A 16,592-nucleotide genomic window follows, 5' to 3' on the forward strand; every position below is an offset into this window, starting at 1 on the left:
GTGGCGTCCGCGCGGTCACGGCAGCGGGGGCGGCTGCGGTGCCGTCGCTACGGTGCCTTCCGTGTCTTCCGGCGGCAGCGACTCGCCGTAGAAGTGACGCATCAGCGCTTCATCCAGTGCACGTTCTTCCGGCGTCGTGGCGCGTCGCACGCGCGCACGCTGCGGCACCGCACTGGGGCCACCGCGCTCGACCTGCTGTCGCGCCCAACCGGCGAACGCCGCCAGGGTCTGCGACACCTGTGCCTGCTGCGCCTGTGATGCCACCAGCAGTTCAACCAGAGGCGCCAACCCGGCCTGCAGGTCTTCGGCCAGCGGCGTGGCCGGCGCGCTGTGGGCGACCGCGGCCGGTACCGGCGAAGCGGGCACGGAGCGTGTTTCGGACAAGCGCTGCAGGGCCTCCAGCAATGCCGGCCACGGCGCGGGCTCGGCGACGGCAGCAGGGGCCACTTCGGGCGCCGGCGGCGGCAGCTGCAACGCGCTGGCGATGTCTGCCAACTGTGCGACCACGCGTCCACCGACATCGCTGTCGTCGGCCCCCATGGCCTTGTTGCGCAGGAAATCGCGCTTGATCTGTGCCCAGCGCCGCGACTGCACCTCATCCAGCACGCCGCGCAGTTCGGCCAGCTTCAGCAGGTTTTCCTCAGCGCCGGTGGTGAGCAGCTGCGCCTCGCCCAGGTAGTGGTCGGAGATCAGCTGCTGCAGCTCGTCCTCGTTCATCACCGGCGAGATCTTCTCGGCCAGCTTGTTCATGTTGCGGTAGCTGCCCTGCAGCCGGAACGGCGGCTCGGTGCGGTAGCGGTCGTCCTGTGCGGCACTGGCGATGTACTGCTGGTTGACCCGGTAGACCACGTCGCGAACGCGCAGCATGCGCTGCAGCGTAGCGGTGATTTCGTTGATTTCGGCGCTGCTGTAGGCATGGCTGAGGCCGTTGGTGGACACGTCCTTGCCCATTGCACGATCGACCAGCACATACAGGTCGGCCATGTCCCGCGTGGCCAGCGGCGCCAGTACCGGGTTGGAGGTCAGGCTGTTTTCGATGTAGCTGAGGGTGAACGCCGCTTCCATGCCCCCCAGCACGTCGCCGAGATTGTAGATGTCGGCACGGTTGGCCAGCATGTCCGGAATCTTGAACACCTCGCCGGACTCGGTGTACGGGTTGCCGGCCATGACCACGCAGAACTTCTTGCCACGCATGTCATAGGTGCGGGTGCGGCCACGCCACACGCCTTCGATGCGTCGGGTGCCGTCGCACAGCGAAATGAACTTCTGCAGGAACTCGGGATGGGTGTGCTGGATGTCATCGACATACAGCATGGTGTTGTTGCCCATCTCCAGCGCCAGGTTGAGCTTTTCAAGCTCCTGGCGCGAGGTCGCGTCCGGTGCCTGTTCCGGGTCCAGCGAACGCACCTCGTGACCCAGCGCCGGGCCGTTGATCTTCATGAAGACCAGGCCCAGCCGGTGGGCCACGTATTCCATCAGCGTGGTCTTGCCGTAGCCCGGCGGCGAAATCATCATCAGCAGGCCCATAAGGTCGCTGCGCTTGTTCTCGCCCACCGTGCCCATCTGCTTGGCCAGGTTGTCACCGATCACGCCCAGATAGACATCGTTGATCAGCTTGTTGCGCACGAACGAAGACAACGGCCGTGCCTTGAATTCGGACAGGCGCAGTGTCTGCCGCTCACGGGCGATGATGCTCTGGCGCACCGCTTGATATGCGTGGAAATCCGGTACGAAGCGCTTCAGGTGGTGCTGCAGGCGTGACAGGAAATCGTCCAGCGACAACGATAGCGTACCGTTGTGGATGCGCGGATGTTCTCCCAGCAGGCCGTTCACCTCCACGCGCAGCGGTGCGTCGCTGCCCCGCGTGCGCAGCTGGCGCTGCACCAGCAGCAGCGCGGCCGCCTCGTCGGCATACCCGGCATGCACGGCCTGTGCCGGCAGCCCGGCCAGCGCGCGCAGCCATTGACCAGCCAGCGCCCAGCGCGCGGCCAGCGGATCCTGCGCCCGCTGCAGGGCGCGCTCCAGTGCTTCACGCTGCCCGACCTGGTCCAACTGCTGTGCCAGGGCCTCCAGCAGGGCCTGGGCATGCTTGCTGGTGCTGAACACCGGTTCGCCGTTGACCAGTTCTTCGCCCAGATAGGCCGCTGCCGCGTCGGCGGCTTCATCGTCGAAAGGCAGCGACTGCGCCTGCGCGAACGCGCTCAGTGCCACCGCCATTTCCGCGCGCAGGGCGACACGTCCTTCGTCGGAGCCGAACAGGCGGTCGATGGTTTCCGCACCGGCCTGCCGGCTGGGCCACTGCAGCACCGCTTCTTCGCGCTGCTGGGCCGCCCAGAACAGCAGGGCCAGCGCGCGCACCCGCGGCGCATGGCGCAACGTGCCCGCGGACTGCTGCAAGGGCAGCAGCGCGCGCAGGATCAACGCGGCGTCGTGATCGTGGATGCCACGCTCGTAGCCTTCGCGGTAGCGCGGTGCGGCGAACGCACGAACGCGCCGGTCCAGTGCTTCAGGCGTGGCGACATCGTGCTGCAGCTGCGCCAGGTCCAGCCCATCGTGGCCCTGCTGCGCGGCCAGCAGCAGGCTGCCGGCCAGGTATTCGCCGCGATAGATCGCCTCGGATTCCGAATCCAGCGTCACCGGCCAGAACGGCTTGAGTGCCTCCAGCTCCGGGTCGTGCAGGGTTTCCAGGAAGTCGGTGCCGGTCAGGTGGATGGCCAGCGTGTCGCCGCGCGGCAAGAGGGTCAGGTCCAGGGCCTGGGTGTTGACGCTGAAGCGGTGGCGCGGCCCCAGCCGGACCACGTTGCCACCGGCTTCGTACAGGTCGCTGCGGTCGCGCAGCTGGCGCACGGCCTGGTCGCGCACGGCCTTCAGGCGCGCCTCGATGTCATCGGCCTTGACGTTGTCGCGCAGCGCGCGCAGGCGCTCGGCCAGTTCGCGCAGCTTGAGGATCAGCGGGTCACCGGCGAAGAACGCATTGAGTTCATCGGCGGTGGCGAAACGCTCGGTGCGCTTGGCCAGGCCATCAAGGATGCGGTTGGCCGCGTCCAGTACCGAGCGCGCTTTGCGCTGGCGGTCGTCCAGCAACGCCTGCTTGTGCGTCTCGAAGGCCTCGACCAGTTCCTCGCGCTTGCTGAGGATGTCGCCGAGGAACTGCTCGTGCTCGCCGAACTGGCTTTCCAGTTCTTCCAGCTGCACCAGCAGGCGCGACAGCTGTTCGTCGGCCTTTTCCGGATCATGGGCCATCGCCAGCGCGCTGGTGATCGACTGCGAGAACAACGCGAACTGGGCGGCGAACTGGGCCACCGCCTCGGCCGAACCGAGGGTGCGGCGGCGCTGTTCGGCGCGGGTACGCGCCTGGTTCAGGCGCCCGTACAGCGCGGAAATGGATTCAACCACGCGGGTACGCGCGGTGGCATCGTCCACCTTCAGCCCGGCCATCAGTTCGGACAGCATGTCCAGGTCGGCGGCCATGCCACGCATGCCGTCCAGCTGCTCGTCCAGCTGGCGCGCACTGCCGGCCTGCTGCGCAGCCTCGTCCAGCGCCTGCAGGCGGCTGCCCAGCGGCGCCAGCGCGGCATCACCAGCGAGGAATTCGCCGGTGGCGCCACCAACGCGGTCCTGCGCCTGTACCAGCTCGGCGGCCATCGCTTCGATGCGCGCGGTGTCGATGTAGCGCAGCTCACGGATGGTCAGCAGGCGCCCGCGTAGCGCGGTGATCTCGTTCAGTGCCTCGACGAAGGCCTGCACCTCGTTCCAGTTCTGGGGCTGCAGCCGGCCCAGCAGAGCCTTGAAGCTGGCCTCCGCCTCGACCATTGCCTGCGCCGACTGCTCGCGGATGGATTGGACCTTCTCGTATTCGTCCAACACCGATTCGCCGGTGGCGCTGATCTGCCGCAGCAGTGCTTCGGCGCCGTCGCAGGCCTCGTCGCCCAGCCAGTGGTGGGCATCGAACAGGCGGCGGGTATCGGCCACCAGCCGCTGGTAGCGCTGCACCGAGACATCCTGGCCGTCGATCTCGCGGGCCAGGTTGAACAGGTTGGAGATGCCGCGCACCAGCTCGGCATTGCCGATGCGGCCCATGAAGGTGTTGCCGGGCGGACGGCTGGCGGCGAACTCGTCGCTGCTGAACGGCGTCTGCCAGACCTGCATCGGGTGGATGCGCGTGGGCTCGGTGCCCTCGGCATGGAACAGCACCATGCGCCCATCCTGCATGAACGCATAGCCGTGGCCGAACACCGGGTTCTGCAGCACGCGCTGGATGGTGTTGTAGACGAACAGCGCCGAGCGCCCGCCCTCGCGCTCGTAGAAGATGTACAGCACGTCCTCGCCATTGGGCGAACGGATGCTGCGCTTGAACTGCATGCCGGCCATCGAGGCGTCGAACGCCTTGTGCTCGCCGCCCTGCAGGTAGTAGCCGCCCGGGAAGATCACGCCGTGGTCTTCGGGCAGCTGCACGCAGGCCTGCACGATCGCATCGTTGCGCACGATGTCGCCGGTGAGCGTGTTGTAGATAAGCCCGCGCCAGACGGTTTCGCGATAGGGCAGCACCTTCAGCAGCAGCAGCGAGCCGACGCGGGCGAACTCGAACTGGGCGTCGTCCAGCGACTGGGTGCTGTCTTCCACCGGTTCGCTGTAGATGCCCTGTCCGGTCTCGGTGTTGTTCTCGACCTTGATGGTCAGGTCGCCACCGGTGGTTTCCACGAACAGGGTGTCGAGGATGTTCAGGTGCGAATGGCGGCCGTTGACCGCGAGGTCGCGGGTGGCCCTGGTCCATTCGAAATCGAACGGTGGCGGCAGTGCGATATCGCGTTCGCCGCGCGCGTCGAGGTAGGTCAACTCGCCTTCGCGCGACAGCGCCCAGCGGAACACGCGCACGTCGCTGCTGCGCTCGCCGATCTGGAACGAGGCCAGCAGCTTGTCGCCCACCACGATCAACTGCAGCAGGCGTGCATGCTTGTAGTAGGCGTACAGCTCGTTGAAGTCGTGCACGAAACCGGGCTGGTCCAGGAAACTGCCCTTCAGCTCCAGCGCAGCGACGTCGTAGCCGTCGGCCCCCTGCACCAGCCGGTACAGGCCGAACACATCCTCGATGCGGGTCTGGGTCTTGAGCCCGATGAACACGTTGTAGCCGAACAGCAGGCGGTCCGGGCCCACCTGCACGATGTCGCGGCCGACGCAGTTGTTCTCGCTGCGGATGCGGAAGCGGCCGATCACCTCCAGGCGGCTGTCACCGAATTCGGACAGACGCTGGCGGTTGAGGGTCTCGGCCAGGGCCTGCAGGCGCTGGCCCTGCTCGCCGAGGCGGCGGCGCAGGACTTCGTAGGCACCGCCCTGGGCGACGGCCTGGTCGACGGTGCTGCCGCCGGCCTCCGGCACAGTGGATTCGGCGGTCGATTGGGTTTCAGACATCAGCAGGCTTCCGGGTCACGGGCGGCCGGCCGTCGATGCGGCCGGCGCAGGCCGGCGGTGGCCGTCATGGCCACCGCCAGGTGCATCAACGGGCGCTGTCGAGCACGGCAGCCGACACGGTCGGCACGGCGTCGGCTTCGTCGGCAATCTGCCGCGGTGCCGGTTCGGCCACGGCCACGCCCAGGTAGCGCTGCATCAGCTCCTGCACGATCGGGCTCTTGCCGGCGAAGCCTTCGATCGACTTGCCCAGTGACACCGCCTTGACCAGGTTCTCGAACATGCCGCCGTCGCCGCCGACCAGGTCGATGTCGGCATTGCGCAGCGCGCTGGCGATGACGTTGGCGTTCTCGCGCGACACTTCCTTGCCGGCTTCGATCGAGGCCAGCGCCTGCTTCAGGCTGTTGTCCAGCATCATGCGGAACTCTTCATGGCCGCGTGCCTGGTCGCTCAGCGAAGCGATGGCCTCGAACTTGCGCACCAGGCCTTCGGCCTCGGCCAGCAGCTTCTTCTGCACCACGCCCGCCTCGGCATTGCCCAGCGACTCGGTGGCGGTGGCACGGGCCAGGCCCATCTTCTCTTCGCCCTGGGCCTGGGCCTGCAGCGTCTCGGCCAGCACACGGGCCTCGTTGCTGCCCTGCTTCAGGCTGGCTTCGGCCTTGGCCTCGATCACGCGGGCTTCGGCGATGCCGACCTTCTCGATGGCCAGCGCGGAGGCTTCACGCACCTGCGCTTCGGCCAGGCCCGGCGCGGCCTGTTCGGCACGCAGCGCATCGGCCAGCAGGCGCTTGGCCTCGGCCTGCTTGCCGGCCGCTTCGTGCTCGGCCTGGGCCAGGGTGGTCAGTTCAACGGCACGGTGCTTGGACGCGGTTTCGCGTGCCTGCGCTTCCTTCACCTCGCGCACCAGCGCTTCCTGTGCCTTGGCTTCGGCTTCCAGGATCAGCACCTGCTTCTGGCGGTCGGCTTCGGAAACCTCGCGCACTTCCTTGATGCGCTCCTCTTCCTGGGCCACGGTCTTGTCGATGGAGATGCGTTCGCGGGTGATGTTGGCCACGTCCATCTTGCCCTGCTCGACCACCTTGTCGCGCTCCACACCCTGCAGCTGCACTTCGCGGTCGGTGGTGACCTGCTCCAGCTGGCGTGCGCGCTCCACGCGCTCGGCCTCGATGGCCACGGCACGCTGGCGGTTCTGCTCGGCCACTTCCACTTCGCGCAGGCGGTTCTGGTCACGGATCTCGATCAGCTGCTGTGCTTCGATGCGTGCATTCTCGGACAGCTGGCGCTGCTCTTCCTGCACCTTGGCGGTCTCGGCCTCCTCGCGCGCGCGGATGGTCTCGATCTCGCGCTTCTGGCGTGCCTCGGCCTCGGCCTGCTGGCGTTCCAGCGCCAGCAGCGCCTCACGCGCCTCCACGTTCTTCTTGGTGATGGCGAGCTTCTCGTTCTGCTCCAGCTCGTTGGTCACCACGTTCTGCGCGGCGGTCAGTTCGGTGATCTTGCGGATGCCCTGCGCGTCGAGGATGTTGAACTGGTCCAGCAGCGACTTCGGCGTCTGTTCCAGGTAATCGATCGCCACGTCTTCCAGCACATACCCGTTCAGGTCATTGCCGATGACCGCGATGATCTCGTCGCGGAACTCCTGGCGCTTCTCGAACAGTTCGGTGAAGTCGAACTTCTTGCCGACGGTCTTCAGTGCCTCGGAGAACTTGGCGTTGAACAGCTCGTCGACGGCATGCTTGTCCGACGCGCGGTCCGCACCGATGGCCTTGGCCACGCGCAGCACATCGGCCTGGGTTTCATTGACCCGCAGGTAGAAGGCCACGGCGATGTCGGCACGCATGTTGTCGCGGCAGATCAGGCCCTCCTTGCCGCGGCGGTCGATCTGCAGGGTGATCAGGCTGATCCGCATCAACTCGGCGCGGTACAGCACCGGGATGATCAGGGCACCGGTGAAATGCACCTTGGGCGTGGAGCTCATGTCGTTGACGATCAGGGCCACGCCCTGGTCGACCTTGCGGTAGAAGGCCTTGAACAGCCCGGCCAGGCCGAGCAGCGCCACCAGCAGAACGGCCACGCCGATCAGGAAGGGTGCCATGGTTGCCAACGTCATCAGTGATTCTCCTTGTTGCCCGGAAGCAGGTTGTCCTGGAAATCGAGGGCGACCGCGTCGGCGCGGACTACCCGGTAATGGTGTTGGTCGGCCACGTGCTCGACCAGCACGATGCGCTCGCCTCGCTGCAGTTCGATGTCGCTGCGCACCTGCAGCACCAGCCCGGCACCACCGTCATCGAACGTGGCGTGGCCGCTGCGGGCATCCACTTTCGGCGAGGCGACCACACCGATGCGCCCCAGCAACGAGGCCTGGGCCACCGGCCGCAGGCGCAGCAGGAACCGCCGGATGGGGTGCAGCAGCAGCGCGGTGACCGGTACGGCAGGCAGCGGAGCCAGCACGGCCACGACCGCGCCGGCCGTCCAGCGCAACAGGTCCGGCAACGGCAACAGCACGAAAAGATGGATGAAATAGGTCAGCGCCCAGCCGAAGAAGCCCAACAGCGTGACCACGACCATGACTGGCACTCCCCCCAGGCCGAAGCGCTGCAGCAGGGCCGACAGGCCGCTGAGATCGTTGCCGCCGTCCAGGGCGCCATCGGCGCCAAGATCGCCGAAGCCATCGTCGACCAGGCCGAATGCGGCGAGCCCCCAATAGATCAGCGATACCGCCAGCACGATGCTGTACGGCAGGGTCGGGAAACCGAACACAACGCTGAAGAATTCCTGCATCGCTTGCCTTCCTGGGCTGTGGGCGGCGATCGCCCGTTCGGAACGCGCAGAGCGCGTCCCGGTGATCCCCGCGCCAGCCTTCATGGCAGGCGCGCTTGGTTCCATCCTATGTGAAGAATACGTGCAGGCTCAAATCCAGATGCAGATTGCGATAAACGGTGACGCCGATCACTCCAGAACCGTGCAGTCCGCGCGGCGCACTTCCTCGACGAAGGTGCGCATCTTGTAGCCATCCTTGATGCCCGGTTCCAGCTCGATGCCGCTTGAGACATCCACGCCCCACGGCAGGGTGGCCAGCACCGCGTCGTAGACGTTGTCCGGGTTCAGGCCACCGGCCAGCAGGAACGGGCGATGCAGGCCGGTCGGGATCCGGCCCCAGTCGAAGGCCACGCCGGTGCCGCCACCGCCGCCGGGCGCATGGCTGTCGAACAGGAAGCCAGCGGCGCTGGGATAGCGCAGCTGCAGGGTGCGGGCGTTGATCTCCTCACGCCCGCCCATGGCGATCGCTTTCAGGTACGGCATGTTGAAGCTGCGGCAGAAGCTCTCGTCTTCCTCGCCGTGGAACTGCAACAGGGTCGGCCGTACCGTGCGCAGTACCTCGCGCACCTCTTCCCTGCTGTTGTTGCGGAACAGCGCCACCACGTCGACCATCGGCGCGATCGCCTGGCGCATCGCACGCGCCTCGGCCGGAGCCACACGGCGGCTGCTCTCCCGGGCAAAAATGAAACCCACCGCGTCCACGCCCAGCTCGCCGGCCAGGCGGACGTCGCCGGCACGGGTCATTCCACAGAACTTGATGCGCGTACGGTAGTAGGAGCGGCTCATAGCGTGACCTCGGCGGGCAGATGCCAGTTGTCGGGGTACAGGGGCCCAAGGAACACCAGGCCCTGCGGCGGTGCGGTGGGACCGGCTACGGTGCGATCGCGCCCTGCCAGCAGTTCGGCGATCCATTCCACCGGCTTCTCGCCGCTGCCCACCAGGATCAACGATCCGACGATATTGCGGACCATGTGATGAAGGAATGCATTGCCGCGCACAGCGACTTCGATCACTTCACCCTCTCGGCTGACCTGCAGCGACTGCAGTTCACGCCGCGCATGCAGGGCCTGGCACTGCACCGAGCGGAACGCGCTGAAGTCGTTCTCACCGAGCAGGGCCTGGCCCGCGGCATGCATCAGGGTTTCGTCAAGCGCGCGGCGCTCCCAGCTCAGGGTCTGACGGCCCAGCGCCGGCCGCACCTCGCGGTTGAGCAGGCGGTAGCGGTAACGCCGCGCGCGTGCCGAGAAGCGGGCATGGAAATCATCAGCCACCGGCACGCACCAGCGCACCGCGATCGAGCGCGGCAGGCGGGTGGTGGTGCCCAGCATCCAGGCGCGCGGGTCGCGCACCACGTCGGTGTCGAAATGCACGACCTGGCACTGGCCGTGCACGCCGGCATCGGTGCGGCCGGCGCAGACCACCTGCAGCGGCGCATCGGCCACCGAAGACAGGGCCTGCTCAAGGCTGGCCTGCACGCTGGGGCCACCCTCGCCCAGGTTCTGCCAGCCCCTGAAATCGCTGCCGTCGTACTCGACGCCAAGCGCGTAACGCATGTGCTACCTCGATGTTGCGTGTGGGGCGGCGCTCACGCCGGATCGCGTTCGGACCAGACCGCCAGTTCGTTGCCACCGGGCTCGACGAACTGGAAGCGGCTGCCCCCGGGGAAAGAGAACACGGCGCGCACGATCTCGCCGCCGGCGGCGCGTACCGATGCCTCGACCGGTGCCAGCGCGTCGGCATACAGCACCAGCAGCGGTGCACCGCTGTCGCTGGCCCGCTGTGGCTGGCCGCGGAAGAAGCCTCCCTGCAGGCGGCCGTCGTCGAAAGCGGTGTAGTCGCTGCCATAGTCGACGAACGACCAGCCGAACACCTTCTCGAAGAAGGCACGGCTGGCGGCCGGGTCGCTGGAGGCGAATTCAACGTAGTCGATGCGGCGCTCGCGGCTCATGGCAAGGTCCTTGTCGGCAGGTTCGGTCACGGCAGGCGGGCGAGCAGTTCGCGGGCCTGGGCCTGGCTGTGCGGATCGCCGCCTTCGGCGACCTCCAGCAGCAGGGTGCGCGCGGTCTGCGCGTCGCCCAGGTCAAGGTAGGCAATGGCCAGCTCCAGGCGCTCCTGGCCGGCACGCAGTGGCCAGCCAGCATCGCCGGCTGCCGCAGTCGCACCCGAAGCGTCCTGCTCGGCATGCTGCGTGCCGATACTGCCGATCCCGTCATGATGATTGGCATCCACCGGGGGCTCGCTCTGATGCGCTTCGGCCGGCAGATCGAACACGCCGCGGAACTGCGGCTGCTGTTCGGCATGCAGCGCGTAGTCCGGCACCGCTACTTCGGCCGGAGCCTCCGGTGCGGCCGGCTCATCCGGTTCCGGCACCACGGCAACGTCATCGTGTGCAGTCGTGGGCTCGTCCCAGCGCGGCAGATCGGTCACCGCCTCCGGCAATGCCACGGCCTCCTCGTCGTGCAGCGTGCCGGCCTGCCACTCGGCCTGCACCGCATGCGCGTCGACCGGCTCGGACGGAGCGTCGGCATGGACCTCGTGCTCACTCGTCCAGGGCGGCATCGCCGGCTCCTGGCGGCCGCCATCGGCCACCGCCGAGGACCACGAGGACTGCTCCGCCAGCGTATCCAGTGCGGCCCCTGCCGGTACCGCAGCGGCCAGGCCAGCGGCATCATCCTCTTCACGCAGCGGTGGCAGCGGCGAAGGCTTGCGACGGCGCAGCAACCAGGCCGCCCCCGCCGCCAGCAGCAGCACCGGCAGGCCCAGCCAGTACCACGGCGTCGCGGCATCGCGGGCGCCCGGTGCCTGTGCCAGGCGCTGCTGCGCCGCAGCCAGGTCGTTGTCCTTCATCGCGATCAACGACTGCTGCTGCTCCTTCAGCTTTTCCAGATCGGCCACGCGCTGCTTCAGTTCACCGATTTCGGCATCACGGGTGGCGATGTCCTCACGCGCCTGGCGCAGTTGTTCGTTGCCCAGCATGTCACCCTCGCTGCCGGCAGCGGTGCCGGTGGTTGTGCCCGCGCGCGCGGCGTCGGACGCCAGCGCCGGAGCGATCTCAAGTCGTGCCCCGTTGGCCGCAGCCGGGGAGGTATCGGCGGTGGACGCCGCCCTGGCAACCGGTGCGACCGTACCCGCCGGTTGCGGCACGGTACGCGCCTGCCGCCATTGCGCGGCATGCTCGCTTACCAGCGCAGCGGCCTCGGCGGCGTCGACTGCAGCAAGCGCATCGCGGTCCGGCATGCGCAGCACGGCGCCCTGCTTGAGCAGATTGACGTTGCCACGGATGAAGGCTTCGGGATTGGCGCGCAACAGGGCAATCATCGCGCGATCGCGGCTGACCTGGTTACCTCGCGCCACCGCACTGGCGATCTGCGACAGGGTCTGACCGCGCTGCACGGTGATGCTGCCGTCGGCCGGCGCTGCCGCAACCGGTGCAGGCTCCGCACGCGGCCGTGATGGAGCCGCCGCGGCTGTCGCGGCAGGTGCCCGTGGCGGTGCATCGGGCATCGCTGCAGCAGGTGCAGGCGCCGGCTCGCGGGCGATGGTATTGGACAGTGTGCCGGCCGGCGCCACGATCTCCGGCTCGGTGACGGCCAGCGCGCTGGACGGTGCATCGACCAGTGCCGAGTACTCGCGCACCAGGCGGCCCTGGCCCCAGTCGGCTTCGATCAGGAAGCTCAGCGACGGGGTCTCGACCGGCGCCTGCGAGGTCACCCGCACCACGGCCCTGCCCTGCGCATCGCGGGTCAGTTCGAACTGCAGCTCGCTGACCAACCCGGTCGGCCGCTGCAGGCCGACGCGTTCGAAGGTGACCGGTGAGGCCAGCGCGACGCGCAGGTTCTCCAGCTCGGACGGGTCGGCCGAGACCACCGGGATTTCGGCCAGCAAGGGCTGCCCCGGCTTGGACAGGACACGGATGTCACCCAGGCCCAGTGCGAGTGCCGAACTGCTGGCCAGGGCCAGCAGCGCGGTGGAAAGATAGAGGAGCGGGCGCTTTGCGCCCCTGGCCCGTTTATTCATGGGCGACACTATAAAGCGTGCGGACCACGGTCCGCACCCATGTAGAGGCGAGCCCATGCTGGGCTGCATGGCCTGAGCCGAGCGTGGGCTCGGCTCTACGGAAAAGGCCGGGCAATGCCCGGCCTCTCCATCATCGCTGTTCGGCGGCGACCAGCTCGGCCAGCTGCACGGCGTTCAGGGCAGCGCCCTTGCGCACGTTGTCCGACACGATCCACAGATTCAGGCCGCGCGGGTGCGACAGGTCTTCACGGATGCGGCCGACGTACACCGCATCGGTGCCCGAGGCGTGGGTGACCGGGGTCGGGTAGCCACCGGCTTCATGGCGGTCCACCACTTCCACGCCCGGCGACTGTTCCAGCAGCGCGCGCGCTTCGGCCACGGTCACCTTGTCGCGGGTCTCGATCGCCACCGATTCGGAGTGACCGTAGAACACCGGCACGCGCACGGCGGTCGGGTTCACCAGGATGCTCTCGTCACCGAGGATCTTTCGGGTTTCCCAGACCAGCTTCATCTCTTCCTTGGTGAAGCCGTTGTCCTGGAAGTCGTCGATGTGCGGGATCAGGTTGAAAGCGATCTGCACCGGGAAGCGCTGCGGATCGATCTCCTGGAAGCTCAGCAGCTGGCCGGTCTGCTTGCCCAGCTCTTCCATCGCCGAACGGCCGCCGCCGGACACCGACTGGTAGGTGGAGACGTTGATGCGCTCGATGCCGTACTTGCGGTGCAGCGGCGCCAGCGCCACCAGCATCTGCATGGTCGAGCAGTTCGGGTTGGCGATGATGCCGCGCGGTCGGTTGCCGACCTGGTCCGGGTTGACCTCGGACACCACCAGCGGCACGTCATCGTCGTAACGGAAGGCCGAGGAGTTGTCGATCACCACCGCACCGACAGCGGCGAACTTCGGCGCGTACTCCTTCGACACGCTGCCGCCGGCCGAGAACAGGGCGATCTCAACACCGCTCGGATCGAACGTGGCCAGGTCCTGGATCTTGATCTTCTGGCCGTTGAACTCGACCTCGCCACCGGCCGAACGCTCGGAGGCGAGCAGGCTCAGGGTGCCGACCGGAAAACCGCGCTCGGCCAGGATGGCCAGCATGGTTTCGCCGACCGCACCGGTGGCGCCGACGATGGCGACGTGAAAACTGCGCTGTGCATTGCTCATGGGGGAACTCTCACGGAAACGGGAAGGGGAAAATCGTGCACGACAGCTGGGTTCGGGGAACCTTCTCAAGCGGGACGCGCGAAGGTTCCCTATCGTTTGCCGGCTTTTTTGCCCAGGATCACGCGCGCAGCCAGGGCCGCGTCTGCGTTGATCGCGCTCGGCATGTGCGCCGCGTCGCCGGCCAGGCCGAGGCCGGCAAGCAGGTTGTCCACGGCCAGCTGCACCATCGCCGTGCGCGTGGCCAGCGAGGCGCTGCCGATGTGCGGGGTCAGCACCACGTTGCGCAGCGCCAGCAGTTCAGGGCGCACCGTCGGTTCGCCCTCGTAGACGTCCAGACCGGCGGCAGCAAGGCGGCCGTTGGCCAGCGCATCGGCCAGCGCCAGCTCGTCCACGATGCCGCCACGGGCAATGTTCACCAGCGTGGCCGACGGCTTCATCCTCGACAGTGCCGCCGCATCGATGATGTGGTGCGAGGCCGGGGTGTAGGGCAGCACGGTGACCAGGTGGTCGGACTGCGCCAGCAGCGTGTCCAGGTCCACGTAGGTCGCACCGAGCACGGCTTCGGTCTCGGCCGGCAGGCGCGAACGGTTGTGGTACAGCACCTTCATGCCGAAACCGTGCGCACCACGGCGGGCGATGCCCTGGCCGATGCGGCCCATGCCGAGGATGCCCAGCGTGCTGCCATGGATGTCGGCACCGAGCATGGTCTGGAACGACCATTGCCCCCACTTGCCCTCGCGCAGCCAGCGCTCCGATTCGGTGATGCGGCGCGCGGTGGCCATCAGCAGGGCGAAACCGAGGTCGGCCGTGGTCTCGGTGAGGACGTCCGGCGTGTTGCTGGCGAGGATGCCGGCCGCACTGAGCGCGTCGACATCCAGGTTGTTGTAGCCGACGCCGACATTGGCGATCACCTGCAACTGCGTGGCGTCTGCCAGCTGGGCCGCGCCGATGCGCTCGTTGAGGGTGATGATCGCGCCGTCGACCGAGGCCAGGCGCTCGGCGATCTGCTGCGGCGACCAGGCGGTGACGGTTTCGGTGGCCAGCAGCTGCACGCGATCGCGCAACGGCGCGATGGCCGCGTCGATCAGGGGCTGGCTCACCCACACCGTCGGCCGCGTGTCAGCCATCGATCTGCCCGGGAATGCGTGGCGTGATCGTGCCCACATCGCCGCACTGCGCGCGATGGCGCAGCGCCTGGTCCATCAGCACCATCGCCATCATCGCCTCGGCGATCGGGGTGGCGCGGATGCCGACGCAGGGGTCGTGACGGCCGGTGGTGACCACTTCGACCACGTTGCCGGCCGTATCCAGCGACGGGCCCGGCAGGCGCAGGCTGGAGGTGGGCTTCAGCGCAATGGACGCAACTACCGGCTGACCGGTGGAGATGCCACCGAGGATGCCGCCGGCATGGTTGCTGGCGAAGCCCTGCGGGGTCAGCAGGTCACGGTGTTCGGTGCCCTTCTGCGCAGCACTGGCAAAGCCATCGCCGATCTCCACGCCCTTCACGGCATTGATGCTCATCAACGCCGCGGCCAGTTCACCATCGAGCTTGCCGTAGATCGGCTCGCCCCAGCCCGGCGGCACGTTGTCGGCCACCACGTCCACGCGCGCACCGACCGAATCACCGGACTTGCGCAGCGCATCCATGTACGCCTCCAGCTCGGGCACCTGTGCGGCGTGCGGCCAGAAGAACGGATTGTCTTCCACCGCCGACCAGTCGAAGCCGGCCGGCGTGATGTCGCCCAGCTGCGACAGGTAGCCACGCACGGTCACGCCGAAGCGCTCGGCAAGCCACTTCTTGGCGACCACGCCGGCGGCCACGCGCATGGTGGTCTCGCGCGCCGAGGAACGACCGCCACCGCGCGGGTCACGGATGCCGTACTTGTGCCAGTAGCTGTAGTCGGCATGACCCGGCCGGAACTGCTGGCCGATGTTGGCGTAGTCCTTGCTGCGCTGGTCGGTGTTGCGGATCAGCAGCGCGATCGGGGTGCCGGTGGTCAGGCCCTCGTACACGCCGGACAGGATCTCGACGTCATCGGCCTCGCGACGCGCCGAGGTGTGGCGGCTCTTGCCGGTGGCGCGGCGCTGCAGGTCGTGGGCGAATTCGGCCGCGTCCAGCGCCAGCCCCGGCGGGCAGCCATCGATCACGCAGCCGATGGCTGGCCCGTGCGACTCGCCGAACGTGGTGACGGTGAACAGCTTGCCGAACGAATTGGAGCTCACGGGCGCTGCGCCGCCAGTTCGGTGATGCGCGCGCTGTGGGCGATCAGTTCGCGGCACTCGACCGCGAAGATGCCCATCTGGCCGACCTTGAACTCGATCCAGGCGAAGTCGACTTCCGGCAGCAGCTTGATCAGGTGCTGCTCGGATTCACCCACTTCGCAGATCAGCAGGCCGTCTTCGCTCAGGTGCAGCGGCGCGTCGCGCAGGATCTTCAGCACCAGGTCAAGGCCATCATCACCCGCACGCAGGCCCATTTCCGGCTCGAAGGAGTATTCCTGCGGCAGGGCATCGGTCTCGTCGTTGGTGACGTACGGCGGGTTGGTGACGATCAGGTCGTAGTGGCGGCCGGTCAGGCCGTTGAACAGGTCCGACTTGATCAGGGTGACGTTGTGCGCCTGCAGGCGCTCCTTGTTCTCTTCAGCCAGCGACAGCGCGTCGTCACTGAGGTCGACGCCATCCACTTCCCAGTTCGGGTAGTAGTGGCCCATGGCGATGGCGATGCAGCCCGAACCGGTGCACAGGTCCAGCGCGCGGCGGACATCGCGGCCGGCCAGCCACGGCTCGAAGCCGCATTCGATCAGTTCGGCGATCGGCGAGCGCGGCACCAGGGCGCGCGTGTCGCTCTTGAAGCTCAGGCCGGCGAACCAGGCCTCGCCGGTCAGGTAGGCCGCCGGGATGCGTTCGTCGATGCGGCGCTGGAACAGCTCCAGCACGCGCAGCTTCTCGGCCTGCAGCAGGCGCGCCTGGCCGTACGCCGGGCCGAGGTCATGCGGCAGGTGCAGGCTGTGCAGCACCAGCTGGGTGGCCTCGTCCAGCGCATTGTCGTAGCTGTGACCGAAGGTCAGCCCGGCTTCGTTGAAACGGCTGGTGCCGTAGCGGATCAGATCGATGATCGTGTGGAGTTCGGCGGCCGTTTCAGCGGTCATGGCGGTACTGCGGGCAAAGTGGCCCCCGATTATAGGGGCTGGCG

General features: G+C 67.7%; 11 protein-coding genes. All 11 read right to left on the reverse strand.

The genetic code is table 11. The features are described from left to right. Positions 1-15 precede the first annotated feature (15 nt). Complete coding sequence (locus tag QP512_RS14280) at positions 16-5,409, reverse strand: DNA repair ATPase (protein ID WP_286069252.1); 5,394 nt, start codon at positions 5,407-5,409, stop codon at positions 16-18. An 85-nt stretch (positions 5,410-5,494) separates the two neighbouring features. Next, on the reverse strand, positions 5,495-7,513 hold the full coding sequence (locus tag QP512_RS14285; RefSeq protein WP_286069253.1) for a hypothetical protein: 2,019 nt from the start codon (positions 7,511-7,513) through the stop codon (positions 5,495-5,497). Further along, positions 7,513-8,184 carry a hypothetical protein gene (locus tag QP512_RS14290; RefSeq protein WP_286069255.1) on the reverse strand — a complete coding sequence of 224 codons (672 nt, stop codon included), beginning with the start codon at positions 8,182-8,184 and terminating at the stop codon, positions 7,513-7,515. The genes QP512_RS14285 and QP512_RS14290 overlap by 1 nt, the downstream gene beginning before the upstream one ends. 168 nt (positions 8,185-8,352) lie before the next feature. Further along, complete coding sequence (locus QP512_RS14295; protein WP_286069256.1) at positions 8,353-9,009, reverse strand: phosphoribosylanthranilate isomerase; 657 nt, start codon at positions 9,007-9,009, stop codon at positions 8,353-8,355. Continuing rightward, on the reverse strand, positions 9,006-9,776 hold the full coding sequence (gene truA / locus QP512_RS14300) for a tRNA pseudouridine(38-40) synthase TruA (protein ID WP_286069257.1): 771 nt from the start codon (positions 9,774-9,776) through the stop codon (positions 9,006-9,008). Before truA ends, QP512_RS14295 begins: the two co-directional genes overlap by 4 nt. A gap of 32 nt (positions 9,777-9,808) precedes the next feature. Continuing rightward, on the reverse strand, positions 9,809-10,171 hold the full coding sequence (locus QP512_RS14305; RefSeq protein ID WP_286069258.1) for a VOC family protein: 363 nt from the start codon (positions 10,169-10,171) through the stop codon (positions 9,809-9,811). Between the two features lie 26 nt (positions 10,172-10,197). Then, positions 10,198-12,240: a FimV/HubP family polar landmark protein gene (locus QP512_RS14310; RefSeq protein WP_286069260.1), complete on the reverse strand. Its 2,043-nt coding sequence runs from the start codon at positions 12,238-12,240 to the stop codon at positions 10,198-10,200. A gap of 130 nt (positions 12,241-12,370) precedes the next feature. After that, the gene (locus tag QP512_RS14315) at positions 12,371-13,399 is read right to left on the reverse strand and encodes an aspartate-semialdehyde dehydrogenase (RefSeq protein WP_286069261.1); all 1,029 of its coding nucleotides are present in this window, start codon (positions 13,397-13,399) and stop codon (positions 12,371-12,373) included. A gap of 89 nt (positions 13,400-13,488) precedes the next feature. Beyond that, on the reverse strand, positions 13,489-14,526 hold the full coding sequence (locus QP512_RS14320) for a D-glycerate dehydrogenase (protein ID WP_286069262.1): 1,038 nt from the start codon (positions 14,524-14,526) through the stop codon (positions 13,489-13,491). Further along, positions 14,519-15,622 carry a chorismate synthase gene (gene aroC, locus QP512_RS14325; RefSeq protein ID WP_286069264.1) on the reverse strand — a complete coding sequence of 368 codons (1,104 nt, stop codon included), beginning with the start codon at positions 15,620-15,622 and terminating at the stop codon, positions 14,519-14,521. The genes QP512_RS14320 and aroC overlap by 8 nt, the downstream gene beginning before the upstream one ends. Further along, positions 15,619-16,548 (reverse strand): 50S ribosomal protein L3 N(5)-glutamine methyltransferase, encoded by a 930-nt coding sequence (gene prmB, locus QP512_RS14330; protein WP_286069265.1) that lies wholly within the window; start codon positions 16,546-16,548, stop codon positions 15,619-15,621. The genes aroC and prmB overlap by 4 nt, the downstream gene beginning before the upstream one ends. Positions 16,549-16,592: the final 44 nt, after the last annotated feature.

It is taken from the genome of Stenotrophomonas sp. 57, assembly GCF_030291075.1.
Classification (GTDB): domain Bacteria; phylum Pseudomonadota; class Gammaproteobacteria; order Xanthomonadales; family Xanthomonadaceae; genus Stenotrophomonas.

Bases quoted from the DNA above. Each gene is read 5' to 3' on its own strand.
- QP512_RS14280 (WP_286069252.1), bottom strand. From the start codon at position 5,409: ATGTCTGAAACCCAATCGACCGCCGAATCCACTGTGCCGGAGGCCGGC.
- QP512_RS14285 (WP_286069253.1), bottom strand. From the start codon at position 7,513: ATGACGTTGGCAACCATGGCACCCTTCCTGATCGGCGTGGCCGTTCTG.
- QP512_RS14290 (WP_286069255.1), bottom strand. From the start codon at position 8,184: ATGCAGGAATTCTTCAGCGTTGTGTTCGGTTTCCCGACCCTGCCGTAC.
- QP512_RS14295 (WP_286069256.1), bottom strand. From the start codon at position 9,009: ATGAGCCGCTCCTACTACCGTACGCGCATCAAGTTCTGTGGAATGACC.
- truA (WP_286069257.1), bottom strand. From the start codon at position 9,776: ATGCGTTACGCGCTTGGCGTCGAGTACGACGGCAGCGATTTCAGGGGC.
- QP512_RS14305 (WP_286069258.1), bottom strand. From the start codon at position 10,171: ATGAGCCGCGAGCGCCGCATCGACTACGTTGAATTCGCCTCCAGCGAC.
- QP512_RS14310 (WP_286069260.1), bottom strand. From the start codon at position 12,240: ATGAATAAACGGGCCAGGGGCGCAAAGCGCCCGCTCCTCTATCTTTCC.
- QP512_RS14315 (WP_286069261.1), bottom strand. From the start codon at position 13,399: ATGAGCAATGCACAGCGCAGTTTTCACGTCGCCATCGTCGGCGCCACC.
- QP512_RS14320 (WP_286069262.1), bottom strand. From the start codon at position 14,526: ATGGCTGACACGCGGCCGACGGTGTGGGTGAGCCAGCCCCTGATCGAC.
- prmB (WP_286069265.1), bottom strand. From the start codon at position 16,548: ATGACCGCTGAAACGGCCGCCGAACTCCACACGATCATCGATCTGATC.